Raw genomic sequence first — 24,214 nt, 5'->3', positions numbered from 1 at the left:
ATTGAGATATGGCCGCATTGGCGTAGGCTGGCCTCCTTATACAAACAGGAGGGAGCGATCATGAAAGGCCATTGTCTATGCGGCGCGGTGACGATCACGGTGCCGGACATCAATGAGGTGGCAGTTTGCCATTGCGCGACGTGCCGACGCTGGGGCGGCGGGCCGCTGTTCACGGTCGACCATGACGGCAAGCTGGAGATCGAAGGCGAGGACCATATCGCCGACTACCAGTCCTCGGACTGGGCCGAGCGGGCCTTCTGCAAGACCTGTGGCAGCCATCTCTACTACCACCTCAAATTCCACGACCATTTCGCCCTGTCGGCCGGCCTGTTTCAGGAGGCCGACCTGTCAAAGCTGTCGCAGCAGATCTTCATCGACGAGAAAGCCGCCTATTATGATCTGGCCAATGACACGCCGATGCTGACGGGCGAAGAAGCCTTTGCCGCGTTTGAGGCCGCAAATGGCGAGAGCGACTAGTCGGTAAAGGCCGGCTTGCGCTTTTGCATCTCGGCGAACACCGCTTCCATCTGGTTCGGTGTACGGATGATCTTGTCCTGCTCGACCGATTCCGCCATTAGGAGTTCCGCGTCGGTGGCATCCTGCATGGAATTGAAGATGCGTTTGGAGGCCTTGATCGCGTCCGGGTTCTTCAGCGCGATTTGCTTGGCGAGCGCCATCGCATCATCCAGCGGATTGTCGGAGACATGGGTGGCAAAACCCATTTCCTGCGCTTCGGTGCCGTTGAAGATGCGGTTGGTATAGGTCAGTTCGCGCAGCACATCGTCACGGACATTGCCGCGCCAGAGCGGGAAACCCGCCATGTCGGGCACGAGGCCCCATTTCAGTTCCATGATGGCGCAACGTGTGTCTGGATGGACAAAGCGAATATCGGCGCCGGAGAGAATCTGGAAGCCGCCCCCAAAGGCCACACCATGCGCAGCGGCGATGACCGGCGCCGGAATCTCACGCCATCCCCAGGCGACATATTGCGCGCGATTGGCGATGCCGTGCGTGCGGTCGGACAAGGTGTTCTTGCTGCCGGTGACGCTCTTGGACTCGTCGCTGCCGGAATCGCTGCCGAGACTGGAGAGATCCAGCCCGGCGCAGAAGGCGCGGCCCTCACCTGAGACGACCACGGCGCGCAGGCCCTTTGTCTCTTTCAGCTGGGCAATCGCCTCATTGATGCCGTCAAACATGGCGGGGTCGAGGGCGTTCATCTTGTCAGTGCGGATGAAGCGAACGTCGGCGATGCCGTCGTCCAGCATGGTAATGGAGACCCGGTCTTTCATGACATTCTTCCTGATCTGGTGGCGTTTCCTGAGGTTAAAGTGCGCCAGTAAGGCCTCGCGTCAAGCGCCCGCGCTTCCTCACGTCGCGTAAGTGCGCTAAGCCAAGGCCATGACAGATCTCGGCTCCCCTGACCGCCTGGCTGCGGCCCTCGCCCATCTCGGCACCACGATCGACGCACGCGCCAAGGAAGGCGACGCAGCCAGTTCGTGGACCGCAAAACTGCTGGCCAAGGGGCCGGAAGCCTGCGCGGAGAAAGTGCATGAGGAAGGCATGGAGCTGGCCGAGGCCGTGCGCCGCGAGAGCGATGCGCATGTGGCAAGCGAGGCGGCCGACGTGCTCTATCATGCCTTTGTCGCACTGCGCTCGCGGGGGGTGAGCCTCGATGCGGTGGCCGCCGCGCTGGAGAAACGGCAAGGCATCAGTGGGATTGACGAGAAGGCCGGGCGAAAAGGTTAGAGCTACCTACGGTCGGCTGTCGTATTCCCCAGAGTCCGCCATGCGCTGCAGCTCGCTCGCCATCGCATTGCAAAGGTCAGTGATGCTGACCCGCGCGGACTCCCTTACCCGCTTCTGAATCATGCTGACTGGAGAACAAAATATCTTCAGGTCAGGTATGGCCAGGCCTGTTTCCTCTCCGAACTCGTCCTTCACCCGCACCCATTCAAGCGGAACCTTCTGGGCCAACAGTTCCCCGAATGCCAGTCCCGCCGCGATGATGCCTTCACCATATTCCGGATACTGGCTCGAGAGCGTGTCGTAGAGGTCTTGTACATGCGCAGCGGTAAGAGGCGGGGCAGCGTCCGCCAGTCTCGACGCAAGAGAAAGGCCACTTTCCAATGCCGCGCGTTCTTCTGAAGTGAGACCCCTGAATTCCTGACTCATATCACCCGCTCCATATAGATCACTTCCTTCTCACTTGGCACGAAGATGTTCTCGCCGATTTCTTCGAAGCCGAAGCGTTTGTGGAAGTGGAGGGAGCCGGGGCTGGGCGAGAGGCGCGCCTGCTCTGCACCTCTAGACCTCTTTCGGCGCTTTCAGGCGGCGTTTGGTTTGGTGGGTATCGGCTTTGTCGCCCGTGGGTTTTTCGCCGCGCATATAGTGGCGCTGCCAGCGTTCCTTCATAGCGTTTTCTTCGCCTGTCTTCAGGCGCTTGTTGAAGTCTGACCGGCTTTCGGTCCAGGCATTATATTCCTTCACCAATTCCGTGTTCGAGCGCAGCAGCTTCCGCTCCGGTTCGATCTCTTCCAGCTTCTTGTGCTCCATCAGCGTGATGAAGGCGAAGGGCTCGTCCTTTTCGAAGATCACTTCGCCGGGGCGCGTCATCTGCCAGTTCATTGTGAACGGGAAGGGCAGCCAGTCGGTCTCGACCAGGCCCGTCAGCGGATAGATGCCATCCTTTGGCCAGTTTGGCGGACCCGTGACCCAGACGCCCCAGCCGGGCGGCGTGCGGAACAGGTGGCCGGTATGGAAGGTGACGATGCCGCGCATGAAATGCGCATCGGCAAAGCTGGAAATTGCGTTCGGATCGCCGCGCGTCAGGATCTGAATGTCTTCATTGCGCGTGCCGCCATTCCATTTGATCTTGATGTCCATCGGGCAGAGCAATTCCCAGCCGGTGGAATTGGCCATGGTCAGCGGCAGGCAGCGATAGGGATGGCGATCTGTGAAGGCGTCCATCCAGTCGCGATTGGAGCGCGCAGGCACCATTTGTGGCGCGACGTCGTAGATCTTGTAGCAATCGAGATGCATGAAGCGGTATCCAGAGCAGTGCTTGACGGGAGGCTAAAGTCTTGGCCCAAAGGACGCCATGACCGCAACCCCTGATGATCTCTTTGCCTATCTGGATGAATTGGGCGTCGCCCACACAACACATTGGCATGATGCCGTGTTTACGGTGGATGAGGGGCGGGAGCTGAAAGCCTCCATGCCCGGCGGACACACCAAGAACCTGTTCCTGACCGACAAGGATGGCGCGATCATCCTGATCGCGGCGGAGGCACATTCAGAGCTCAAGCTGAACCGGCTTCATCGCCTGATCGGCACGCGGCGGCTGTCGTTTGGTTCACCCGATCTGATGGACGAAGTGCTGGGCGTGACACCGGGATCGGTGACGGCATTTGCCCTGATGAATGATACAGGCGGGCGCGTGCGTTTCCTGGTCGATGCCGCGCTGCTGGATCACGATCCGGTGAATTTCCACCCACTGACCAATACCGGGACCACGGCGATTGCGCGGGATGATCTGGAGCGGTTTGCCCGCGCGACGGGGCATGGGTTTGAAGTGGTGGACTTTGCCGTTTTGCTGGATGAGGCCTGAAACAGGGAGGGGCCGCCCATGACAGGCGACCCCGGGGATTGACCTTTGGAACAGTCAGGAAGTTGACTATTCAAACGTATATTTGAACCGTACACCGATCGAACGCGGCGCGCCGACATGGGTGTAGTAGGTCCGTTGATAGACCGGGCCGCCCGCATCATCAGACAGAACCTGATTGTAGAGATTCGTGCCGACGACGCCGGTCTCGTAGAACTCGTCAAAGAGGTTGTTGACGAAGAAGGTCGCCTGCCAGTCGCCCGTGTCATATACGGCAGAGACATTGGCCAGCCCGAAGGAATCGAGCGTCAAACCATCGCCGAGGCCACCCGTGCGGCTGAGCACATCGCCCTGCCATGTGTAGCCGGCATTGAAGGCAACTTCCGCGCCATTTTCGAGCGGCATGACATAGGTTCCGAAGACTGCGAACTGATCTTCCGGAGAGCCGGGCAGGCGGTCGCCGTCGCTGCCGTCCAGCAAGACCGATCCGAAGCCCGGAGGCGAGATCGTGCCGACAAGGCCCGGTGCATCCGCGGTGAGCGTTGCCTCGGAATGACTATAGCTGCCGCGTACGGAGAGGTTCTCATTGACTGCCCAGGCGCCATTGACCTCAAAGCCTTTGGACTCAGCGCCTTCGGCATTGACCGTGATCGGAATGGAGGCGTTGATCGTGGCAGAACTCAGCTGCGGATCGGTCCATTCGATATAGTAGACTGCGCCGTTCAGAGTGACCCGCCCATCCATCAGGGTCGACTTGAAGCCAAGCTCATAATTGGTGGTCGTGTCAGGACCGAATTGCGATTCGTCCCGCGTGGAAACGTCGCCAGCGCCCGGTCCGAATTGCTGTCCCGGCAGCAGTGCACATGCGCCTTGCTGGTTGTTGGTCGGATCATAGGCCGGGCAAACGCCAATACCGTTCGAGTTACCAATCCGGTAGCCTTCGCTGACCGTGAAGTAACCGAGAACATCATCTGTCACCTGATAAGAGGTGTTGAACTTGAACAGGGTTCCGTCATCGGACTGGCTGGTCCGCTCTGTGCCATTCGGGCTGCCGGCTGCGAAGTCAGACTTCAGGCTGTCTTCCATGTCGCTGATGCCAACGGGCTGGAGATAGTTCGGACCGCTATCGAACAGCGGGAAATCGACATCGCTGAACGATTCCAGATCATACTCATAATAGCGCCCCCCGACCGTGACGGTCCAGCGATCGGTGATGTCAAATCCAACTTCCCCAAACAGCGCTGCTTCTTCCAGTGAAGAATAGAACTGGGAATAGTATTCCAGGTCATCCGGGCGGTCGAAGCCGACATAGTCCGCATATCCCGGCGTGTACTCCTGCGAGTAAGAGGTCACATCGGAATTGTTGTAGAACGCACCAACGATCCAGTTGAACCGGCTGTCAGTCGTCGAAACGAGACGGACTTCCTGGTTGAATGTGTTCTCGCGGCCCTTCTCATGCGTGAAGGAGGTGAAGGTCGGGAACAGTTCATAGCTGTATTCGAGCGAGATCAGGAGGTCGGTCTGGTCGCGCTGGCCATTGTCGTCGAACCGGGAATAGCCGGTGGCGGAGGTCAGCTCCGCAAAGCCGAGATCGGCTGTCAGCTCAAGCGCCAGCAACTGGTTGGTAATCTCGTTCGGTTCTTCGACACGTTTGGCCAGTTCGTATTTCCCGGTCTGGAGCGTGTTGCGCCAGCTGGAGCCCTGGCGGCCATCGATTTCGGACTTCTGGTAATAATAGGTCGCCGTCCCATCGAGCCACTCAGTTGGCTCCCAGCGCGCAGCGAGGCGGCCGGAAACGGTCCGCTCGCCATTCGCATCCGTGACGCCGCGCAAATTGGACGCAACATCAGTCGGGTCAGAAAAGTCCGGGTCCGGATCAGATACACCGATTTCCTGCACGATGTATGGATAGTCGATGAAACCGGAATCGTCTTCGTAGTCGACCGAGCCACGGATCGCAAAGTTTGGCGCAAACGTCTTGTTGAAGGTCAAGCCGGTTTCATAGCTGAGCGATGCTGCTTCGGAATATTTTGAGAATTCCGACCGCACTTCCAGTAGGTCGCCATCAAAATCCGGCTTGTTCGGGATGTAACGGATTGCGCCGCCAAGCGTACCGGCGCCGTAGAGCGTACCTTGTGGCCCAAGCAGGACTTCCACGCGCTGAAGGTCATTCAGCTTGAGATCCACAAAAAGCGGGATCTCGCCGAGATAGGTGGCAACCGTGCCGCCGCCATCATTGTTGCCGTCACCGGAGCCGAGGCCATCTGCATTCAGACCACGAACAATAACGGGGTTGCCCTGACGGCCACCGCGATCAACGACGTTGATACCCGGTACATAAGCCAGCACATCTGCCAGTTCGTCAAAGCCTTGCTCTTCGATCTGCTCGCCGCCAAGGGCCGCGATGTTCAGAGGGATATCCTGGACGCTTTCGGCGCGGCGGGTGGCGGTGACCGTAATGGTCTGGGCGCGCAATTCGCTGTCGCTGGACGGTTCTTCCTGGGCGCTGGCACCCATGGCAAGGCCTGTCGCAAGCACGACAAGACTGGTCTGCCGTAGTAGACTGGATTTAGACATTTGTAGAAACTCCTATAGTTCCTACCTCACCTCCAACATTAGGAAGCAGGGAAGAATTTGGCACAAGCGACCGTCCCACACGGCAGCACATTTATGTCCTTGGCGTAATATTTTTGGCACAGAATTGCGCCTATACGGCTCAGTTGTAGAATGAAGGAACAATGGACTGATCAAAAATTGGGCATCTTCGCCAAATATTGGGCTACTGGACCGGGCGGCGAGCCATCTGGAAAAGAAGGCTTACAGGCATGCGCATGCCGACTGCATGGAGGCGCTGAAACGCGACCCCGGCGAGCCGCGCGCGTATTATCTACTGGGCATCCTGACCGCGGATCACGCCAATCATGCCAAGGCCATAGACCTGTTTGATCGTGCGCTGACACTCAGCCCACAACACCCTGAAGTGCTCGCCCAAAAAGCGCGCAGTGAAATGGCACTTCTCAGGCGCGAATCGGCTGTACGGTCTGCGGATGCCGCCGCCGCGCTTGCGCCAGACGACGCCTTGACGCTCGACACGCTGGGGGTCGTCTACAGCCGCGCCGGACTGCATGACCGTTCTCTGGAATTCTACAAGCGGGCCACGGCGACCGCCCCAGATGTCTCTGCCTACCATTACAATTTCGGAGCGGCGCTTCAGTTTGTCGGACACATGGACGAAGCGCGGGAAGCCTATCGCAGATGCTTAATACTGGATCCGGGCGAGACCCGCGCTCTGGCCGCAATCGTCCAGATCACGAAGCAGACCGAGGCCGACAACCAGATTGCCGAATTGAAAGCTGTGTTTCCCTCGGTCGCCCATAAAGCCGATGACGCGCTCCGCGTCGGCCATGCCCTCGCCAAGGCCTATGAAGATTTGAACCAACCAGCCGAAGCGATGGGCTGGCTGGCCAAAGCCAAATCAGCCAAATGGGCCGCTGTGCAGCACGATACGGCGTTTGATGACGCCATTTTCGACGCGGCGAAAGCGACGACACACCTGCCAATGATGGGTGGCCATACCAGCGCGCAACCCATTTTCATTGTCGGCATGCCCCGGACGGGAACCACCCTGGTCGACCGGATCCTGTCGAGCCATAGCGAGGTGACTTCGGCCGGAGAACTCGCCGATTTCGGGATCAGCCTGAAACACCTGTCAGGTACCCGATCGAAATACGTGCTGGATGTCGAAACGCTGGCGGCAGCCGGGCAGGTAGACCAGGACGAGCTTGGCCGGATGTACATGCAACGCGTTGAAGCCACGCTCGGCCTGACTGGGCGGTTCATCGACAAGCTGCCACTGAATGCGATTTACGCCCCCATCATTTTGGCGGCCCTGCCGGAAGCGCGGATCATCTGCCTCAGGCGGCATCCGGCGGACACAGTGCTCAGCAATTACAGGCAATTGTTTGCGACGCAGTTTCCCTATTACGACTACGCCCTGAACCTGGAAACCACGGCGCACTATTATGTCGGCTTTGACCGCATGATCCGGCATTACAGCGAGACGCTTCCGGCAGGCCGGTTCACACAGGTTCATTATGAAGACGTGGTGGGCGACATCGAGGCCCAGACACGGAGATTGCTCGAGTTCTGCGGCCTGTCATTTGAGGCCCAATGCCTGGAATTTCACCAGAATGCCGCGCCGGTTGCGACCGCCAGTTCCGCGCAGGTGCGCGAGCCGCTCTATACCCGGGCGCTGGCCCGATGGAAGCGGTACGAGGCGCAGCTCACCCCGGCACTCGATACATTGGAAGCGGCTGGCTGCATCGATGCCGCAGAGCGGGATATCCCCTAGGGCAATGCTGGCCATTCCGGCCCGACGCATTAGTGTCTTCCCGATAAGAGGGAGTCACCGCCATGAAACACCGCCGCCTTGGCAAGAGCGCCATTTACGTATCCGACATCTGCATGGGCACGATGACTTTCGGCGCCCAAACGGACGAAGCCGAAGCCCACAAGGTTCTTGATGCCTGTTTCGAAGCCGGGATCAATTTCTATGACACCGCCGAGAACTACCCGGTGCCGCCAAAGCTTGAATGGGCTGGGCGAACCGAGGAAATCTTTGGCCGCTGGATGAAGACCAAAGACCGCGACCGCCTCATCGTGGCGACGAAAGTGTGCGGGCCGTCGCATGGCTGGATCAAGGGATCGCAGCGCGGCGAGATGACGGCGCTGGACCGGCACAATATCCGCCGCGCCATCGATGCCAGCCTGACCCGGTTGCAAACCGACTATGTGGATCTCTACCAGACCCATTGGCCAGATCATGGCACGGACTTCGACGAAACGATGGAGACCCTTGATGATCTCGTTCGCGAAGGAAAAGTGCGCATCGTCGGCTGTAGCAATGAAGATGCCTGGGGCCTGATGAAGAGTATCGAGACCTCCAACCGGCTCGGTACGGTGCGCTATCACACGATTCAGAACAATTTCAGCCTGAACAATCGCCGCTTTGAAGATGCATTGGCCAAAGTGTGTCGCCGCGAAGGTGTCAGCCTTATCCCTTATTCGCCGTTGGCAGGGGGCGTCTTGTCCGGCAAGTATCAGGATGGTGCCCTGCCCGAAGGCGCGCGTTTCTCAGCCTATTTGCAACATGGCGGGCGTCAGACCTTAATGGCCGGGCGGTTCGTCAACGAAAAGTCACTGGAATCCACGCGGCGCTTCATGGACATCGCGAAGGATGCGGGCATGGCACCCGTGACGCTGGCCACAGCATGGTCGAAACAACATGATTTCGTCGCCTCCACCATTGTCGGCGTGTCGAAATTCGATCAGTTGGCCGACATTCTCGCAGCCGCAGACCTGGAACTCTCCGCAGACGTGATGAAGGCGTGCGATGCCGTCACCAAAGACCAGATGTATCCAATGGGCTAGGGCCCGCAAATGAAATGAGCCCCCACCCGCTTCTGCGTCGGATGGAGGCTCGTCCTTTGTTTCCCACCAAAGCTCGTGGGATCTATTCGGGGCTTGGCCGCGCGCTTGCGAGAACTTCGCGCTTGCCGGCATGGTTCGGCGCAGAGATCGCGCCTTCTTCTTCGAGGCGATCGATTACGCCTGCAGCCTTGTTGTAGCCAATCTTGAGGCGGCGCTGCAGATAGGAGGTCGAGGCGCGCTGGTCGCGGACGACGATGGCAAGCGCCTGGGAATAGAGATCGTCGTCTTCGTCGCCGGTGCTCGTCCCGAGCATGGCATCCATGACGGCAGACCCCGTTGAGCCATCTTCGGGCGCTTCGAGCACATCCATGACATAGTCGGGCTCGCCTTGTTCCTTGAGCCAGTCAACGACCGAGCCGACTTCCTCATCTGACACGAACGGGCCATGAAGGCGCTGGGATTTCTTGCCGGGGGCCTGATAGAGCAGGTCGCCCATACCGAGCAGCTGTTCGGCGCCTTGTTCGCCCAGGATCGTCCGTGAGTCGATCTTGGTCGTGACCATATAGGAGATCCGTGTCGGGAAGTTCGCTTTGATCGTACCCGTAATAACGTCTACGGATGGTCTCTGTGTTGCCGTGATCAAGTGAATACCAGCCGCACGGGCCATCTGAGCGAGGCGCTGGACACAGCCTTCAATTTCCTTGCCTGCGACCATCATCAGGTCGGCCATCTCGTCGATGACAACAACAATATTCGGAATATGATCCGTTGGCAGAGATTCTGTTTCGTAGATTGGCTTGCCGCGCTCATCAAATCCGGTCTGGACCTTGCGGACAAGTTCGTCGCCATTGGCACGGTACTTGGCGGCCTTGTCATTGAAGCCAGCGAGGTTACGGACGCCCGCTTTTGACATCAGCTCATAGCGGCCTTCCATCTCGCGGACGGTCCACTGCAGGGCGTTCACGGCCTTCTTCGGATCCGTCACAACCGGCGCCAGCAAGTGTGGAATGCCCTCATAGATCGACAGTTCGAGCATTTTCGGATCGATCATGATAAAACGGCACTGTTCCGGCGAGTGACGATAGAGCAGGGACAGGATCATTGCGTTGACGCCAACCGACTTACCCGAACCCGTCGTACCCGCGATCAGCAAGTGAGGCATCTTGGAAAGGTCGACCACGGTTGGCACGCCGCCAATGTCTTCGCCGAGCGCCATTGGCAGGCTGGCCCGTGTGCCGACATAGGCTTCGGCCTGAAGCAGCGTGCGCAGGTAAACCGTGTCACGGTCTTCGTTTGGCAGCTCGATGCCAATCGCATTCTTGCCGGGAACCACCGCCACACGGGCAGAGATCGCGCTCATCGAGCGGGCAATGTCGTCCGCCAGGGAAATCACACGGGAAGATTTGACGCCCGGAGCTGGTTCCATTTCGAACAGTGTAATGACTGGGCCGGGACGCACTTCCTTGATGCGGCCGCGTACACCGAATTCCTTCAGAACATCGGTCAGGCGCGCAGCCTTCTCGAGCAGTGCATCTTCGTCCACCGTATCGCCGCGCTCTTCCGGCATCTGGAGCAAGTCGATCGAGGGCAGGCGCGTGGACTTGCGGCGGCGGTCCGATTTCGTCACACGGGGTTGGCTTGGCAGTTTCGGCTTGGAGACGGGTACGGACAGGCGACGCGTTTGAATCGGCGCGATCCCGTCATCTTCGTCTTCATACAGGTCTTCATCATCAAATGACGTCTCGTCTTCCTCATCATAGACTTCGTCTTCGTCATCATAGTCGACATCATAGGAGTCTGCGTCGACATATTCGTCGTCGCCCTTGATGACGCGTGCGCGTCCCGTATCGCGATCTGCGTCCAGCTCTTCGTCATCCAGATCGCGCGGCTTCGGCTTGAGGAAGGACACAACCGAAACCAGGAACCCACCAATGCCGGTGGCCTGACGTGCGGCATGGCGTCCGGACTTGGTCGCGGCCTGATGAAGAAGGTGTGCGTCGCGGCGTCGGAAACCCAGTGCCGACAGGGCGGCCCAAGCGGAGGCCGCGCCCAGGACGGCGCCCGCCCATGTGTTCGGAGATGGCAGCAGCAGCGCGCGGAACGGCATGGAGGCATAATAGAAGAGCGCATCACCCACGACGCCGCCAAGACCCGCCGACAATGGCCAGCTTTCCGGCACAGGCCAGGCGGCAAAGAAGGCGGCCGACAGTGGAACGAAAGCGAGGCCCGTCATCCAGCGGCGCACGCGCGGCACGCCGATCAGCACGGTGCGCATGGCGCCGCCGATCATCATGGCAAGACCCGCTGCCCAGGCAGACCAGCCAAGCATTTGACGGGACAAGTCCGCGAAGATGGCACCAGGGCCACTGAACAGATTCTGGACTTCTGCATCTGTGGCGGCGTTCCAGCTCGGATCGCTTGGCATGTAGGACCCTACGCTACCACATATGAAGACGCCTATTCCGAATGCCGCTGCCCCTGTGAGAATCCGCCAGACCGGGTCGCTGACGCTCGGGATATCGTCTTCGGTATAAACATAGTCTGTCATGAGGTGGGGCTGCTCCACTTGTGTCGCGGGAGCCCTCACTTTGACCCAATACGCTTAACGCCCGGCAAATGCCGGTAAAACTTCTGCAGGAAGGCTGTTAATCTTTTGGACCTCGCGAAAACGGGCTCAAAACGAGCAAACCGTCGCGATTTGATCTGAATCAGCCAGGCTGATCCCGTATCCGCACGCGTATGTATTCTCCGTAATATAAGGAACCAGAGCCTCCACGGCCTCATTGATTGCGTGAGACCAACACCAAAGGAGAGCTCGATATGAAACGCACACTGATTATCCCCGCAACCATCGCCCTGTTAACGGGTATGGCCGCAACCGCGCAGGAACCTAACACAACCGACATGGACGTTAACGCCTCCGCCGAAATGGAAGAAAGTTCTGATGTTCAAAACATTGACGAGCTGTCGATTGACGAATTGAACGCACTTCAACTGAAGGTTCTGAAAGATCCGGCGGCATCCGACGCCACCAGCGATGTCCTCTTCACTGTCCAGTCCGATATGGATGTACCTGAAGAGACTTCTGCTGAATCCGACGACACAATGGTGATGGCACAGGCTGACACGACCACGAACGCGGAAATGGAGGCTGAGCAGACGACCGGTGCCACAGAAACATATGATCCCGCTATTACCAATCCGGAACAGACAGACCCGGCAGGCGACACGAAATCCTATGAGTGGGACGAGACGCAATCTGCTGACGTGACGACTGATGGCTCCGCTGAAGCAAATATGGACGCTTCGGTAACCGCAGAGACTGATATGGAAGTAGAGCCCGAAATCGGTATGGGCGGCCCGGACTATGCGTCAGAGACCGAGGCCATGGCTGATCTCGCCATGAAGGGCACGATTTCCGATATCGCCTCGGAAGATCCTCGCTTCACAACCCTGGTCGCTCTTGTAGAGCAGGCTGGCCTGACCGGTGAACTGGATAGCGACACCAAATACACAGTGTTTGCGCCGACCAATGCGGCTTTTGAAAAGCTCGACCCCGAGCTGGTTTCAAAGCTGAAATCCGGTGAAGCAAATGACAAACTGACCGCAATCCTCAAAGCACACGTGGTCGAAGGCGAAACCCTGAGCAGCGATATCGCCAATGGCGAAATGAATGTCGCTACGCTGGCTGGCTCTGACGTCGCCGTCACGAAGACGGACGACAGCGTGATGATCGACAATGCCACGGTTGTGGCGGCTGATATCCAGGCTTCCAACGGTGTTATCCACGCCGTCGATACAGTGATCATGCCGGATGATGAGTCCTAAGGACTGATCCTGCCCCGCAAAGACCAATAAAAAGCCCCGACAGATTGCTCTGCCGGGGCTTTTCGTTGGGTACTCTTATGAACCTAGTTCGCGAATTCCGGATAGGCTTCGAGGCCGATTTCTGCCTTGTCGAGGCCCATCTCTTCTTCCTCGGCCGTCGGACGCACGCCGATGGTGAGTTTCAGGATGTACCAGACAATCGAAGAGGCGATCATCACGAAGACACCGGTCAGAACCACACCAACCAGCTGGCCAAGATAGCTTGGGTCACCCGCTTCATTCGGCGCGATGGCGTTCGTGTAGGAGAATGGAACGATCATCGTGCCCCAGATGCCGCAAACGAGGTGAGCCGGAATAGCGCCGACCACATCATCGATTTTCAGCTTGTCGAGCAGTGGCACGAAGATCACGACCAGGACGCCGCCCACACCACCGATCAGGACCGAAGCCAGCATGCTTGGTGCAAGCGGTTCTGCCGTGATGGACACGAGGCCACCGATAGCACCGTTGAACACCATGGTCGCGTCGACCTTGCCCTTGTAGAGGATGGCAGTCGTGAACATCGCCGCCATCACGCCGCCCGCTGCTGCGAGGTTTGTGTTCGCAAAGATCTGCGACACGGAGTTGATGTCTGCGGCCGTACCGGCTGCGAGTTGGGACGCACCGTTGAAGCCAAACCAACCGAACCACAGGATGAATGTACCCAGTGCGGCGAGCGGGATGTTGTTGCCCGGCATCGGATTGACCTGCTTGCCGAAATACTTGCCGATGCGAGGCCCGATGATGATGGCACCTGCGAGCGCTGCCCAGCCACCGGTCGAGTGGACCAGCGTAGAACCAGCGAAGTCAGAGAAGCCCCATGCGGAATCGAGGTAGCCTGCACCCCATTCCCAGGACACGACGACCGGATAGATGAAAGCAGTAAGAATTGCGGTGAAGATCAGGAAAGGCCAGAGCTTCACGCGCTCTGCCACTGTACCGGATACGATGGACGCAGCTGTTGCGACAAACACCATCTGGAAGAACCAGTCGGAGGCCGGGGCATAGCCTGCGTCGCTTTCGACGCTCAGATCGCCACCATCCCAAGGTCCGGGTGTGGTGCCGAGCAGGCCGCCAATCGATTCAGCCGGATAGGCCATGTTGTAGCCGACGACCCAGAACATGAGACCGGCAATGGAATAGAGTGCGACGTTCTTGGTGGACTGCATGGCGGCGTTCTTGGAACGCACAAGCCCTGCTTCGAGCATGCAGAAACCTGCTGCCATCAGCATCACGATGATACCGCCGATCAGAAACAGGTAGCTGTTGTCGACATAGGCGCTGGCGCTTCCCGCTACGCCCTCTTCCAGCGCGGCAAGCCGCGCCTCGATGTCTGCATCCTGAGCGTAGGCGGCTGCCCCCGCCAATAGTGCGGCTGGCAGCAGCGCTGCTCCGCGTATGGTATTTTTTAGTAGTTGGCCCATCTGGCCCCTCCTTCGTCACGAGACTGCAGAGCTCGGGACCCCCCGTGCTCTCCCAGAACCGATATGATTGTGAGCTTGAGGGAATGTCGCACCACCATGGGGGCAGACCGGTTTTTCAGGTAAGGCATGGTCAAAGCATGGGCAGTGATGCGGCGAATCGCCTAAATCTCCATCATCGCTGGACGATTGGCAGGAGGGCACTTAGCTAAAGACCATGACCAAAACAGCTGCTCAGTCTGACCGCGTGTATGACCTTGCCATTGTGGGGGCCGGACCGGTCGGCACCACACTGGCCATTCTGGCCGCGCAACGGGGCTTTTCTGTAATACTTGTTGACGCTCGGGACCCGAATGCTCCGGTACGCAAGGACACCCGGACCTTTGCCATCGTACGCGGCAGCTGGCGGCTGCTGGACGCGGCAGGTGTGACCAACGCAATGCGCGGATCAACCGAGCCTTTGAACGGACTGGAAGCGATCGACGGCGGAACCCACTGGTTCGGCGTGCCCGGAGTGCTGTTTGGCAATGACGACCTGCCGGATGATCCCGATGGCCAGCCCCTTGGACAGATGGTTCCGGCCGCTGACCTTCAGGCCGCCTTGGACGATGCCTGCGAGAAGGCGGGTGAAATAGAGTGGGTGCAGGGCAAGCTGTTCGAGTCGATGGAGATCGGTCCCGCTAGTGCCAGCCTGACTCTCTCTGATGGGCGCAAAATCCACGCCCGGCTGGTTGCCGCATGTGACGGGATGAAATCATCCGTGCGAAGCGCCGTCGGGATCCAGACCGAAGGGCATGATTACAATCAGTCCGTCTTCGCCGCCAATGTGAAGCTGGACCGCCCTCATGGAGGCATTGCGCGCCAGCTGTTCACACCGGAAGGACCTTTTGCGACCCTGCCGATGCCGGACAATCGGGCGAATCTTGCCTGGTACATGAAACGCGGCGCGGCCGAAGCCATCGCGGCCATGTCTGTCGAGGACATCAATGCCGAACTGAATGCGCGCTTTGCAGATTTTGCGGGCCCCATGGAGATCGACGGACCGTATTCGGCCTATCCACTCGTCATGCAGCTGGCAACGCGCATGGTTGGCCCGCGTACAGCGCTCGTGGGCGATGCCGCGCACCGGATCAATCCGCTCGCCGGGCAGGGACTGAATCTCGGCTTCAAGGATGTCGGCGCGCTGATTGATGTTATGTGCGACGCTCGCGACGTCGGCCTTGATCCGGGATCGGATGTCAGCCTTGAGCGCTATGAAAAATGGCGCCGGTTTGATGCAACGGCCGCGGCGATGTTCATGGATGGGATTGACCGGGCCTTTACCAATGACAGTAATCTGCTGAAGCCTCTGCGGGGCTTGGCCCTGACACTGGCGCAACGGGTGACTCCACTCAGGCGAGCCATGGCCCGCCAGGCCAGCGCGGATCAGGATCACCTGCCAAGCCTGATGCGTTAGGCTGGCACGGCCAGTTCCCGCAGGAATTTCCACGTATACAGCCCGGAATCATGTCCGTCAGAGAATTGGATGCGCACGGCATAGCGCCCGACCGGTTCGGCGCCGAGCACGGAGATGTCGTCCGGCACCGGCGGCTGGGGAGGGCGTGGACCGCTGCCATGACCGCGGACCTCCGCTGACGGGCTTTCCTCGCGCAGGCGTTTGTAGCCGATGACGCCGGATACGCCGTCGTCGAATTCGATAAATAATTCCTGTGCGGATTTCCGGAAAGCCAGACGAGCAGGCCAGGATGGATCGCTCATGCGCCGGGCTCATCGTGAGGAGCGGTTTCGTCCAGATCGCGCGCCTCGTCCGCCAGCATGATCGGAATGCCATTGCGGATCGGATAGGCCAGCCGCGCCTTTGGCGAGACCAGCTCGTCGGCGGCGCGGTCATAGCTCAACGGCTGGCGGCTGACCGGGCAAATCAGGATTTCCAGCAAGCGAGGATCAACCCCGGACGGGCCCTTGCGCGGCGCGCCAATTTCTTTCCCGGTATCTTCAGACATGAACGCCCCTATTGCAGCGTGCCGCCATCCTGGCCGGACACATCCATTTCCAGAAGGGTGATGAGCGTTTCCGCGCGATCTTTCAAGGTGGGCGCCTCAACGAGCGCCTGCTTCTCCATCACGGAGAATGGACATCCCGAGCAAAGCGCGTTCACCAGAGTTTCGAGCGGGGCTTCTTCCACTGCAGACCAGTCCGTCGCCATGTCGTGTGTCTCGGTATAGTCGTGCAACGCACCGACGAGACGCTTGCGGTCCGGCAAGCGCGCAGGCGGGACATCTTTCAGGTCTTCGGCATAGGGCGTCCAATCGGGCGTCACCTGCCGATAGGGCGTCATCACCGAAAGCTCTTTGGAGACATCAAACCGCGCAATTCCCGACAGCGTGATCAGATAGCGACCATCCCCTGTTTCAGACCAGGCCGTAATACGTCCCGCGCACCCGGTTTGCGCAATATCCGGCTTAGCTCGTGTGCCCCCGATAGTCTGGACCATGCCGATCATGCGGTCGCCCTGAATGACATCATCAATCATGTTGAGGTAACGCGGTTCGAAAATGTTCAGCGGCAACTGCCAGCGCGGAAACAGGAGCGCGCCGGGCAGGGGGAAGATCGCCAGCTGTTCCGGCAGTTCGGAAATACGCGTGAAGCTCGGCTGGGTCATCGGATTGCGTCTCTTTCTGGATCGGCCTGAAAAGAGATGTGGAGCGAATGCTCCCTCAGGCAAACATCAGCGATGCAAGACGACGGCGACCGCTGACGGTTGCCGGGTCTGTCGCGCCTGCCGCCTCAAACATCTGTAGCAGCTTTTCCTTGGCCTTGCCTTCGCTCCAGTCGAGCTTGTGTCCGAGAATGATCAGCAGATGATCAATCGCATCCCCGAACCGGCCAGCCGCGCCATACTTCTCTGCCAACTCAAACCGCGTGTCATGGTCATCGGGATTGGCAAGGACGGCTGAAAGCGCCGCTTCGAACTCGTCTGGTTCAGCCGCCGAATCGCCCATCATTTCAATGGCGGTGCGGACGCCTTTGACGGCGCTGTCATTCTGCTTGTCCTCGGGGATCATATCGAGCGTCACTGTGGCGCGTTCCTTGTCGCCATTGGCGAGGTAACAGCGAGCGAGCCCGGCGATCGCTGTGACGTTTTCTGGCTCCTGCTGAATGACAGCCGCATAGATCTGCGCCGCTGTGCCAATATCGCCTGCCTGGCTAGCCGCTTCAGCCTGTTCCAATGCCTCGGCAATCATCTTGCCGGCATCGGTTCCGCTCAGCAGCTTCTCGACGAACGCATTGATCTGGCTTTCCGGCAGTGCGCCCATGAAGGCATCGACCGGGCGGCCCTTGTCGAACGCATAGACGGCCGGAATGGAACGTACGCCAAGCTGCCCGGCATAGGCCGGGTTTTCATCAATATTGATCTTGACCAGCTTGACCTGGCCATTGCGGGACTCGACCGCCTTTTCGATGATCGGCCCAAGCGTCCGGCACGGTCCGCACCACGGCGCCCAGAAATCCACGATTACGGGCTGTTGCTCGGACGCCTCCACAACATCGGCCATGAAATCCTGGTCGGTTGTGTCTTTGGTATGAAGCGAAGCCATTTCAGTCATGTGAGCGTGTTCCTTGAATATCTGCAGGGAACATGGGCTGGAGACCCGCTTTTCGCAAGGCGCGGTCCTGACACCAAACAGGCTGTGCGCGTTCATCTGGCAGTCAATCTGGACATGCGATTGGGTGAAGCTGAATGCGGTGCAACGAAAAGCGACGAAAATACCTTTTTCGCGCCCTGTTTCTGCAAGCCTGTCGCGCTTAAGTGTAGGTCCATTGGTCAACGAATTGAGGAGACCGCACAATGTTGAATTTCCTGGCAAGCCTTGGCGCAATCACCGCGATCGCCACGTCCCCCTTCGCAATGGGCCTGCAGATCACCGATGCCGCAGCCCCTGCTCCGCAAGTCGCTCAGCCTGCTGGCCTGACAGACAAACAACGCGCCGACCTGCTGGAACGCGCCTCGGCCGCGCTGGCCGCTGTGGAGACCGCAAGCGGTACGTTTGAACAACTTGCGCCTGACTATACTGAATCAACTGGACGGTTCGCCCTTTCGCGACCTGGCAAGGTGCGGTTTGAATATGACGCCCCAAGCCCGCTTCTCGTCGTAAGCGATGGAACAACTGTGGCGCTTCAGGATTCCGAACTGGAAACCACGGATCGCGTCCCCCTCGGCACGACCCCGCTCGCCCTGTTGCTGGATGACGACATCGATTTTGCCACCGAAGCCGACGTGCTCGACGTGCAAAACCGCAATGGTCGGGTCGAAATCACACTTCGGGACAAGTCCGGTGAAATGGACGGCACGCTGACCCTGCTGTTGATGGAAAGTGATATGTCGCTGACCGGATGGCGCACGATGGATAGCGGCGGAAACCCCACCTCCGTACAACTGACGAATGTGGAATCGGGCAAACGATTGAACCCACGCCTATTCGTAATGAAGGATTTTGACGAGAATTGAGGTCGAACTTGACCGCTGGCGCCGGAAAACTGGACCCCAGACGACACAGCCAAGCATATAACACAATTTTCACTTGAATTTAATTGTGAGAGTGACATCTTTGCAACTGTGGACGACGCAGCTACCCCGCGCAGCAATTGACCCCCCGCTGCGACCAGATGCGTTGTCACCGTCGGAGCCTTCCCCTCCCGGCGAGACGTGCAAAGCAAGCGTCTGACGCGTCCGAGCTTCCCCGCGCTCGGGCGCGTTGACGTTTCTGGAAACACTGTTACGCAGCCTGAATGTCAAATTCACTCAAGATCGTCAGCTGGAACATCAATTCGGTCCGCCTGCGCGCCCCCAATGTGGAAGCCTTCGTCGCCGCTGAGCAGCCGGACGTAATCTGTCTGCAGGAAACCAAATGCCAGGACGGGGAATTTCCTGAAAAGGCTTTTCGGGAAATGGGTCTGCCACATCTGGTCCTGAACGGTCAGAAAGGCGGTCATCACGGCGTGGCCATTGCTTCGCGCCTGCCGATCGAACGTATCGAGGCCCCAGATCTGTGCCGCCACGGGCATTCCCGTGTGATCGCAGCAAAAGTGGCAGGCGTCGAAATCCACAATATCTACCTGCCGGCTGGCGGCGACGAACCGAATGCAGACACGAACGACAAGTTCGCGCACAAGCTGGATTTCCTTGAGCGGCTTGGACCTGGCTATAAGAAGCAGACCACAACACCGCGTGTTCTGGTCGGCGATCTCAATGTCGCGCCGCACGAGAATGACGTCTGGTCACACAAACAGATGTTGAAGATCATCTCGCACACGCCGGGCGAGACAGAACGCCTGGAAGATTCGCGCAGTCAGGCGAGGTTCGCTGACATCGGCCGACTGGCCGTTGATGATCATCAGAAACTGTATTCCTGGTGGAGCTATCGCGCGAAAGACTGGGCCAAGAGCAATCGGGGCCGCAGGCTGGATCATATCTGGATGAACCCGGCTGCCCTGCCAGACACGCAGCTGGACACATACCGCGTCCATCTTGCCTGGCGCGGCGGCTGGAAACCCTCAGATCACGCGCCCATCAGCGTTGAGATGAAAGTCTAGGGCTGAAGGCGGTATCCGCCAGCATCAGTCAGCAACAGGCGTGCGTGTGCCGGATCAGGCTCGACCTTCTGACGCAGGCGGTAGATATGGGTTTCCAGCGTGTGCGTGGTGACCGTCGCGTTATAGCCCCAGACTTCTGACAGCAACTCGTCCCGTGCGACCGGCTTGCCCTGTGCGCGGTAGAGATATTTCAGGATGTTGGTTTCTTTCTCCGTCAGGCGCACCTTTCGGCCATCTTCCGTGACAAGCAATTTCATGGATGGGCGGAACTCGTAAGGCCCGACCTGGAAGGTCGCGTCTTCAGACTGTTCGAAACTGCGCAGGTGCGCACGTACCCGCGCCAGCAGAACAGAGAATTTGAAGGGCTTGGTGACATAGTCATTCGCGCCGGATTCGAGGCCGAGTATCGTATCTGCATCGCCATTCTGTCCCGTCAGCATGATGATCGGTGCACGCACGCCCTTTTGGCGCATTTGCTTGCAGGCTTCGCGGCCATCCATGTCCGGCATATCGACATCGAGCAGGATCAGGTCGATTCGTTGGGCTAGCGCGTGAGTGATGCCCTCGTTCGCATTGGCGGCCTGCAATGTGGTGAAGCCATCGTGCAAGTCGAATTGCTCGGCGAGCGCTTCGCGCAGGTCCTGGTCATCGTCAACCAGCAGGATCGTCTTGTTACCTGTCACGGGCGTCTCCTAATTTCGGTCGTCGCTGTGTATTGCGGCTGCTGTCAAATGCCATATGACTTTGCCTAACGCGCAATCACAAGTGTGGGAGCAGTCCGTGAGCATGAAATTCACCGCAACGCAAACCGGCAAGTTTTCGGGGCCGGGCTTTACGGCCCGGTGCGTCCTGGGCAAAGGCGGCGTGGTGAAGGCATCGCAAAAGCGCGAGGGCGACGGGGCCTCTCCGGCTGGCACATGGCCGGTGCGGAATGTCTTCTTCAGGCCGGACCGTCTGGACCCGCCCGTCACCAGCCTCCCCCTGGTGCCGTTGAAACCTTATGATGGGTGGTGCGATGCGCCGGATCACCGCCTCTACAACCGGCCTGTATCCCTGCCATTTTCGGCAAGCCATGAAAAATTATGGCGCGACGATCATGTCTATGATGTGATTGTCGAACTTGGCTACAATGATGATCCGGTGAAGCCGGGCCTTGGCAGCGCGATCTTCATGCATCTGGCCCGGCCGAATTTCGAGCCGACCGAAGGCTGTATTGCGCTCGAGCAGAATGACTTGCTCACCTTGCTGGAATTAATGGTGCCGGGCGCCGAGATCGAAATCTCTTTCTAGGCAGAAGAGGCACGCGGGCCAAACAGGGCAGACCCAACCCGCACATGCGTTGCTCCAAAGCGCGTAGCGATGTCATAATCTGCGCTCATGCCCATGGAGAGCTGGGGGAGTTCGAGACGCCTGGCGATCTTGGCCAGCAGGGCAAAGTGGGGACCAGCCGGCTCATCAACCGGGGGGATGCACATCAGACCAGTCACATCCAGTCCTTGCTCCCGCGCCACGCGGAGCAGCGCTTCGACGTCTCTTGGGGCAACCCCGGCCTTCTGCGGCTCTTCGCCGGTATTCACCTGGATCAGATAAGTCCGTTTCAAACCAGACTTCTGTTCGGCCTTGGCAAGTTCGCGGCAAAGCTTTGGTCGGTCGAGCGTCTCTATGACATGAAACAGGTTTACCGCGTCTTCGGACTTGTTCGATTGCAAAGGGCCAATCAGCCGCAATTCCAGATCCGGATAATCCGCCCGCCTTGTTTCCCAATGCTGGAATGCTTCCTGTACGCGGTTTTCTCCGAAGACGCGGTGCCCTGCCGCGAGGATCTCTTCCAGTGCCGCATCGGATTGGGTTTTCGTCACAGCCACAAGCATGGGCGGTGTTTCAGCAATAGCAGCAAGATCGCCGAGGATCTCGGCGCGGCGCTTGGCAATTCCGGGGAAGTCCGTATCAGTCATCTTGATGGCGCAGAAACCCCAAGACGAGCCAAGACGCAAGCTGATCTCTGCGGCGAGACGCTCGCGGCGGCATTTGCCATCCTGGTTGCCACCCGCCCTTTTCCTGACCGATCCGCAACGGACACCGGACCCGGTTTCAGTTGCAGAAAACCTTCCCGCAGGCTGGGGCATTCTTTACCGTCACTTCGGGGCACGGCACAGTGTATGGCAGGCGCGCCAACTTGCAGACATCGCAAACAAGCGCGGACTTGCCTTGCTGGTTTCGGCCGATCCGGACCTGGCAATCGAAGTTGGCGCAGCGGGCGTGCATTGGCCGTATGCCCGGCGACACGAGGCCCGCAAATGGCGCGACCGGTTCGATCTGATGAGCATAAGCGCTCATGGCCGCGCCGAATTGCAAAAGATTGATGCAAGCGTGTTCGATGCGGCACTGGTGTCTACAGTGTTCCCATCCAATAGTCCCTCCGCCGCGGCGCCCATGGGGCCACACACGTTACGCTGCCTGTCGCGGCAAAGCGCGTTACCAATCTACGGGTTGGGCGGAATCAATTCGCGCAATGCCGCCAGCATAAGCGATGCAGCAGGCCTGGCAGCGATTGAAGGAATAAGGGACCCGTTCAGATCCTAGAATTTGAAGGCAGACTTCAGCCGGATACCCGCTTCGACTTCGCGAGACTCCCATGTGGAGGTGTCATTCAACTCGTCCGTGCCAACACTGACTTCACCGCCAACCGAGAATCGCGGGGTAATCTTGAAGGTCGCACCCGCCTGCATTTCTTCACGCGGTAGCGGAGAAAGGTCTGTACGGGAGACCTTGTCGAGGTTCAGTTGCCAACGGGCATTGCCGCCAAACTGCATTGAGAATTCGCGGTCAGGTTGGGCCTGCCAGACAGATTCGGTGCTAGCGGGTTTGGCCTGAGCGAATTGACGATACCATTCGGACTGCGCGGCGGAGGTTTCAGATATACTGGGCGTTGCCATTTCCATGGCGGGTGCAGACACGTCATCTTGCGCCGCGGCTGGCAAAGCCAGCGCGGTTAGCGCGATCACGAAAGTTGCAAAGCCCAGCTTCATCGAATTTACCTCTGCTCCCAGAAATAGTCGGAGGGGCAGGTAAAGAGAAGATTAAGAATCTGAAAGACCCGCTATTCTAGTCCGATAGTGTGATTTCTATCACAATCCCCTCAGGGGAATTTTTACCCGCCGAAACGCCAAAAGCGTTAGTTGGCGACAGGTTCAGGCCGTTGTCCGCGTATCCAAGGGTGAATCTTGCATGTTTTGTGACATTTCGCGAGACGCCCAATTTCCATGCTTCTCCCTCCAGGCCTGCCAGATCATCTTCCGCGAATCCGTATTCGGCCCCTATCAGGTAATCGCCCACCGACTTGGTCAGACCCACAGTCCACGCTTCATAGTCACCCCCCGTCTTGATGCCATTGTCGGAGACGAGCCACGTTGCACCGATGGATATCGTGTCAAATTCCGCCTTTGTCCCCACTGACCAGGTCGTGACCCGGTCATACAAATCCGATGCGTAGGGCGGCGTCTCAATCTCTGCGGTACTTGCTGCAAGGGCACCGCTCAGCCTTACGCCCGCGCTGCGCAAAAGGCGCGAGGCATTGATGGACCCTTCAACCGCATTGGTGATTGTGAGGGGTGCAGCGCCAGGCAGATTACGGTCAGCATCCCGGTCGAGGCCGCGGACATCCGCCTTGGGCGTGATGCTGACACCCGCGCGCACTCCCACCAGACGAGGTGTCGCGTAAGAAAGCTTCACCGACGGCCCCGTCAGGTCATGCCGTGTCGTAACCATGTCCAACCCTGTTGGGTCCAACACCTGACGACCGCTGGCAAGCGTATCAAAAACGGAGGGTGCGCCTTCCTGAAAACGCGCCGCAACGCCCAGGTCCCGCCCCAACCGGAGCTGCCCATAGCCACCTTCGACATATATGTAAGCCGTTTCAATTTCGGCTCGGGTTTCGGTGTCATTTGGCGGAACGCCGACTGCCAGCCCAGTGAACGCGCCCTGCAACCCCAGACCGCTCCCCTCCATACCGACCGGTACACCGCTGAATCCGGCCCGTTGGGAGTGGTCCTTCTGAAGTTCAGCCCGACCGGCAGCGCCGATTTCAAGGCCGCTATCCAGGATTCGATTGGTCGATACGCCAGCCCAGGTACGCGCCAGAATTTGCTCGTCAGCCTCCGGCATCATTACCAGACTGGCACCCAGATCGGTTTCGGTTTCCCACGGATTCCAGTCGTCCTCCCATTGCGCATGCGCGGCGGGGCCGGCAAGCGCCAAAGCGAGAACGGAGATTTGGGCGAATTTCATACCGGTCCTC

Annotated in this window: 25 protein-coding genes; 11 read left to right on the top strand and 14 right to left on the bottom strand. The window is 58.9% G+C overall.

The annotated features are described in order from the left end of the window. Positions 1–60: 60 nt before the first annotated feature. On the top strand, positions 61–477 hold the full coding sequence (locus tag B3527_RS14075) for a GFA family protein (RefSeq protein WP_206991743.1): 417 nt from the start codon (positions 61–63) through the stop codon (positions 475–477). Here the strand turns inward: B3527_RS14075 and B3527_RS14070 are convergent. After that, positions 474–1,289: a crotonase/enoyl-CoA hydratase family protein gene (locus B3527_RS14070; RefSeq protein ID WP_290480285.1), complete on the bottom strand. Its 816-nt coding sequence runs from the start codon at positions 1,287–1,289 to the stop codon at positions 474–476. The genes B3527_RS14075 and B3527_RS14070 overlap by 4 nt on opposite strands. A 109-nt stretch (positions 1,290–1,398) precedes the next feature. Between B3527_RS14070 and hisE the strand changes: the two genes are divergently transcribed. Then, positions 1,399–1,746, top strand: coding sequence for a phosphoribosyl-ATP diphosphatase (gene hisE, locus B3527_RS14065; protein WP_290480284.1), 348 nt, complete (start codon positions 1,399–1,401; stop codon positions 1,744–1,746). A 6-nt stretch (positions 1,747–1,752) separates the two neighbouring features. On the opposite strand, the gene B3527_RS14060 is transcribed toward hisE, so the two are convergent. Together B3527_RS14060 and B3527_RS14055 are read right to left on the bottom strand one after the other, a co-directional pair. Beyond that, a complete protein-coding gene (locus tag B3527_RS14060; protein ID WP_290480283.1) occupies positions 1,753–2,172 on the bottom strand; it encodes a DUF3806 domain-containing protein in 420 nt (139 codons plus the stop codon). Positions 2,173–2,304: 132 nt separating this feature from the next. Next, positions 2,305–3,039, bottom strand: coding sequence for a DUF6065 family protein (locus B3527_RS14055; RefSeq protein ID WP_290480282.1), 735 nt, complete (start codon positions 3,037–3,039; stop codon positions 2,305–2,307). 58 nt (positions 3,040–3,097) lie between these two features. On the opposite strand from B3527_RS14055, the gene B3527_RS14050 reads away from it, so the two are divergent. Further along, on the top strand, positions 3,098–3,607 hold the full coding sequence (locus tag B3527_RS14050) for a prolyl-tRNA synthetase associated domain-containing protein (RefSeq protein ID WP_290480281.1): 510 nt from the start codon (positions 3,098–3,100) through the stop codon (positions 3,605–3,607). Positions 3,608–3,673: 66 nt separating this feature from the next. Here B3527_RS14050 and B3527_RS14045 read toward each other — a convergent pair whose 3' ends face one another. Next, positions 3,674–6,181 (bottom strand): TonB-dependent receptor, encoded by a 2,508-nt coding sequence (locus B3527_RS14045; RefSeq protein ID WP_206991738.1) that lies wholly within the window; start codon positions 6,179–6,181, stop codon positions 3,674–3,676. Between the two features lie 265 nt (positions 6,182–6,446). On the opposite strand from B3527_RS14045, the gene B3527_RS14040 reads away from it, so the two are divergent. Together B3527_RS14040 and B3527_RS14035 are read left to right on the top strand one after the other, a co-directional pair. After that, complete coding sequence (locus B3527_RS14040) at positions 6,447–7,955, top strand: tetratricopeptide repeat-containing sulfotransferase family protein (protein ID WP_290480280.1); 1,509 nt, start codon at positions 6,447–6,449, stop codon at positions 7,953–7,955. Positions 7,956–8,017: 62 nt separating this feature from the next. Next, complete coding sequence (locus tag B3527_RS14035; protein WP_290480279.1) at positions 8,018–9,034, top strand: aldo/keto reductase; 1,017 nt, start codon at positions 8,018–8,020, stop codon at positions 9,032–9,034. Between the two features lie 82 nt (positions 9,035–9,116). On the opposite strand, the gene B3527_RS14030 is transcribed toward B3527_RS14035, so the two are convergent. After that, positions 9,117–11,582: a DNA translocase FtsK gene (locus B3527_RS14030; protein WP_290480278.1), complete on the bottom strand. Its 2,466-nt coding sequence runs from the start codon at positions 11,580–11,582 to the stop codon at positions 9,117–9,119. Between the two features lie 272 nt (positions 11,583–11,854). Here B3527_RS14030 and B3527_RS14025 point away from each other — a divergent pair, with 272 nt between their 5' ends. Beyond that, positions 11,855–12,862, top strand: coding sequence for a fasciclin domain-containing protein (locus B3527_RS14025; RefSeq protein WP_290480277.1), 1,008 nt, complete (start codon positions 11,855–11,857; stop codon positions 12,860–12,862). A gap of 83 nt (positions 12,863–12,945) precedes the next feature. Here B3527_RS14025 and B3527_RS14020 read toward each other — a convergent pair whose 3' ends face one another. Continuing rightward, a complete protein-coding gene (locus B3527_RS14020) occupies positions 12,946–14,325 on the bottom strand; it encodes an ammonium transporter (RefSeq protein WP_290480276.1) in 1,380 nt (459 codons plus the stop codon). 214 nt (positions 14,326–14,539) lie between these two features. Between B3527_RS14020 and B3527_RS14015 the strand changes: the two genes are divergently transcribed. Continuing rightward, positions 14,540–15,778: an FAD-dependent monooxygenase gene (locus tag B3527_RS14015; RefSeq protein ID WP_290480275.1), complete on the top strand. Its 1,239-nt coding sequence runs from the start codon at positions 14,540–14,542 to the stop codon at positions 15,776–15,778. Here the strand turns inward: B3527_RS14015 and B3527_RS14010 are convergent. From B3527_RS14010 to trxA, 4 genes are read right to left on the bottom strand one after another with little or no spacing between them, the layout of a single operon-like run. Continuing rightward, positions 15,775–16,080: a DUF971 domain-containing protein gene (locus B3527_RS14010; protein ID WP_290480274.1), complete on the bottom strand. Its 306-nt coding sequence runs from the start codon at positions 16,078–16,080 to the stop codon at positions 15,775–15,777. The two genes, B3527_RS14015 and B3527_RS14010, sit on opposite strands and share 4 nt — an antisense overlap. Next, on the bottom strand, positions 16,077–16,325 hold the full coding sequence (locus B3527_RS14005) for a Trm112 family protein (RefSeq protein ID WP_206991730.1): 249 nt from the start codon (positions 16,323–16,325) through the stop codon (positions 16,077–16,079). Before B3527_RS14005 ends, B3527_RS14010 begins: the two co-directional genes overlap by 4 nt. 8 nt (positions 16,326–16,333) lie before the next feature. Further along, positions 16,334–16,984 carry an LON peptidase substrate-binding domain-containing protein gene (locus tag B3527_RS14000; RefSeq protein ID WP_290480273.1) on the bottom strand — a complete coding sequence of 217 codons (651 nt, stop codon included), beginning with the start codon at positions 16,982–16,984 and terminating at the stop codon, positions 16,334–16,336. A gap of 55 nt (positions 16,985–17,039) precedes the next feature. After that, a complete protein-coding gene (trxA, locus tag B3527_RS13995) occupies positions 17,040–17,930 on the bottom strand; it encodes a thioredoxin (RefSeq protein WP_290480272.1) in 891 nt (296 codons plus the stop codon). 242 nt (positions 17,931–18,172) lie between these two features. On the opposite strand from trxA, the gene B3527_RS13990 reads away from it, so the two are divergent. Together B3527_RS13990 and B3527_RS13985 are read left to right on the top strand one after the other, a co-directional pair. Further along, positions 18,173–18,832, top strand: coding sequence for a LolA family protein (locus B3527_RS13990; RefSeq protein WP_290480271.1), 660 nt, complete (start codon positions 18,173–18,175; stop codon positions 18,830–18,832). Positions 18,833–19,113: 281 nt separating this feature from the next. Next, complete coding sequence (locus tag B3527_RS13985) at positions 19,114–19,917, top strand: exodeoxyribonuclease III (RefSeq protein WP_206991728.1); 804 nt, start codon at positions 19,114–19,116, stop codon at positions 19,915–19,917. On the opposite strand, the gene B3527_RS13980 is transcribed toward B3527_RS13985, so the two are convergent. Further along, complete coding sequence (locus B3527_RS13980; RefSeq protein ID WP_290480270.1) at positions 19,914–20,600, bottom strand: response regulator transcription factor; 687 nt, start codon at positions 20,598–20,600, stop codon at positions 19,914–19,916. The genes B3527_RS13985 and B3527_RS13980 overlap by 4 nt on opposite strands. A gap of 103 nt (positions 20,601–20,703) precedes the next feature. Between B3527_RS13980 and B3527_RS13975 the strand changes: the two genes are divergently transcribed. Beyond that, the gene (locus tag B3527_RS13975; RefSeq protein ID WP_290480428.1) at positions 20,704–21,207 is read left to right on the top strand and encodes a L,D-transpeptidase family protein; all 504 of its coding nucleotides are present in this window, start codon (positions 20,704–20,706) and stop codon (positions 21,205–21,207) included. Here the strand turns inward: B3527_RS13975 and B3527_RS13970 are convergent. Continuing rightward, on the bottom strand, positions 21,204–21,872 hold the full coding sequence (locus tag B3527_RS13970; RefSeq protein ID WP_290480269.1) for a YggS family pyridoxal phosphate-dependent enzyme: 669 nt from the start codon (positions 21,870–21,872) through the stop codon (positions 21,204–21,206). The genes B3527_RS13975 and B3527_RS13970 overlap by 4 nt on opposite strands. Before the next feature lie 4 nt (positions 21,873–21,876). Between B3527_RS13970 and B3527_RS13965 the strand changes: the two genes are divergently transcribed. Further along, a complete protein-coding gene (locus B3527_RS13965; RefSeq protein ID WP_290480268.1) occupies positions 21,877–22,500 on the top strand; it encodes a thiamine phosphate synthase in 624 nt (207 codons plus the stop codon). On the opposite strand, the gene B3527_RS13960 is transcribed toward B3527_RS13965, so the two are convergent. Beyond that, complete coding sequence (locus tag B3527_RS13960; protein ID WP_206991723.1) at positions 22,497–22,946, bottom strand: NtrZ family periplasmic regulatory protein; 450 nt, start codon at positions 22,944–22,946, stop codon at positions 22,497–22,499. The two genes, B3527_RS13965 and B3527_RS13960, sit on opposite strands and share 4 nt — an antisense overlap. A gap of 76 nt (positions 22,947–23,022) precedes the next feature. Continuing rightward, positions 23,023–24,204, bottom strand: a complete 1,182-nt coding sequence (locus tag B3527_RS13955; RefSeq protein ID WP_290480267.1) for a porin — start codon at positions 24,202–24,204, stop codon at positions 23,023–23,025. Between the last annotated feature and the right edge of the window lie 10 nt (positions 24,205–24,214).

Source organism: Hyphomonas sp. UBA4505 (assembly GCF_002388685.1).
In the GTDB taxonomy this organism is placed as follows: domain Bacteria; phylum Pseudomonadota; class Alphaproteobacteria; order Caulobacterales; family Hyphomonadaceae; genus Hyphomonas.
Note: the sequence above shows the minus strand (reverse complement) of the source record. Positions and strands in the feature narration are given on the sequence as shown.

Bases quoted from the DNA above. Each gene is read 5' to 3' on its own strand.
- B3527_RS14075 (WP_206991743.1), top strand. From the start codon at position 61: ATGAAAGGCCATTGTCTATGCGGCGCGGTGACGATCACGGTGCCGGAC.
- B3527_RS14070 (WP_290480285.1), bottom strand. From the start codon at position 1,289: ATGAAAGACCGGGTCTCCATTACCATGCTGGACGACGGCATCGCCGAC.
- hisE (WP_290480284.1), top strand. From the start codon at position 1,399: ATGACAGATCTCGGCTCCCCTGACCGCCTGGCTGCGGCCCTCGCCCAT.
- B3527_RS14060 (WP_290480283.1), bottom strand. From the start codon at position 2,172: ATGAGTCAGGAATTCAGGGGTCTCACTTCAGAAGAACGCGCGGCATTG.
- B3527_RS14055 (WP_290480282.1), bottom strand. From the start codon at position 3,039: ATGCATCTCGATTGCTACAAGATCTACGACGTCGCGCCACAAATGGTG.
- B3527_RS14050 (WP_290480281.1), top strand. From the start codon at position 3,098: ATGACCGCAACCCCTGATGATCTCTTTGCCTATCTGGATGAATTGGGC.
- B3527_RS14045 (WP_206991738.1), bottom strand. From the start codon at position 6,181: ATGTCTAAATCCAGTCTACTACGGCAGACCAGTCTTGTCGTGCTTGCG.
- B3527_RS14040 (WP_290480280.1), top strand. From the start codon at position 6,447: ATGGAGGCGCTGAAACGCGACCCCGGCGAGCCGCGCGCGTATTATCTA.
- B3527_RS14035 (WP_290480279.1), top strand. From the start codon at position 8,018: ATGAAACACCGCCGCCTTGGCAAGAGCGCCATTTACGTATCCGACATC.
- B3527_RS14030 (WP_290480278.1), bottom strand. From the start codon at position 11,582: ATGACAGACTATGTTTATACCGAAGACGATATCCCGAGCGTCAGCGAC.
- B3527_RS14025 (WP_290480277.1), top strand. From the start codon at position 11,855: ATGAAACGCACACTGATTATCCCCGCAACCATCGCCCTGTTAACGGGT.
- B3527_RS14020 (WP_290480276.1), bottom strand. From the start codon at position 14,325: ATGGGCCAACTACTAAAAAATACCATACGCGGAGCAGCGCTGCTGCCA.
- B3527_RS14015 (WP_290480275.1), top strand. From the start codon at position 14,540: ATGACCAAAACAGCTGCTCAGTCTGACCGCGTGTATGACCTTGCCATT.
- B3527_RS14010 (WP_290480274.1), bottom strand. From the start codon at position 16,080: ATGAGCGATCCATCCTGGCCTGCTCGTCTGGCTTTCCGGAAATCCGCA.
- B3527_RS14005 (WP_206991730.1), bottom strand. From the start codon at position 16,325: ATGTCTGAAGATACCGGGAAAGAAATTGGCGCGCCGCGCAAGGGCCCG.
- B3527_RS14000 (WP_290480273.1), bottom strand. From the start codon at position 16,984: ATGACCCAGCCGAGCTTCACGCGTATTTCCGAACTGCCGGAACAGCTG.
- trxA (WP_290480272.1), bottom strand. From the start codon at position 17,930: ATGACTGAAATGGCTTCGCTTCATACCAAAGACACAACCGACCAGGAT.
- B3527_RS13990 (WP_290480271.1), top strand. From the start codon at position 18,173: ATGTTGAATTTCCTGGCAAGCCTTGGCGCAATCACCGCGATCGCCACG.
- B3527_RS13985 (WP_206991728.1), top strand. From the start codon at position 19,114: ATGTCAAATTCACTCAAGATCGTCAGCTGGAACATCAATTCGGTCCGC.
- B3527_RS13975 (WP_290480428.1), top strand. From the start codon at position 20,704: ATGAAATTCACCGCAACGCAAACCGGCAAGTTTTCGGGGCCGGGCTTT.
- B3527_RS13970 (WP_290480269.1), bottom strand. From the start codon at position 21,872: ATGACTGATACGGACTTCCCCGGAATTGCCAAGCGCCGCGCCGAGATC.
- B3527_RS13965 (WP_290480268.1), top strand. From the start codon at position 21,877: ATGGCGCAGAAACCCCAAGACGAGCCAAGACGCAAGCTGATCTCTGCG.
- B3527_RS13960 (WP_206991723.1), bottom strand. From the start codon at position 22,946: ATGAAGCTGGGCTTTGCAACTTTCGTGATCGCGCTAACCGCGCTGGCT.
- B3527_RS13955 (WP_290480267.1), bottom strand. From the start codon at position 24,204: ATGAAATTCGCCCAAATCTCCGTTCTCGCTTTGGCGCTTGCCGGCCCC.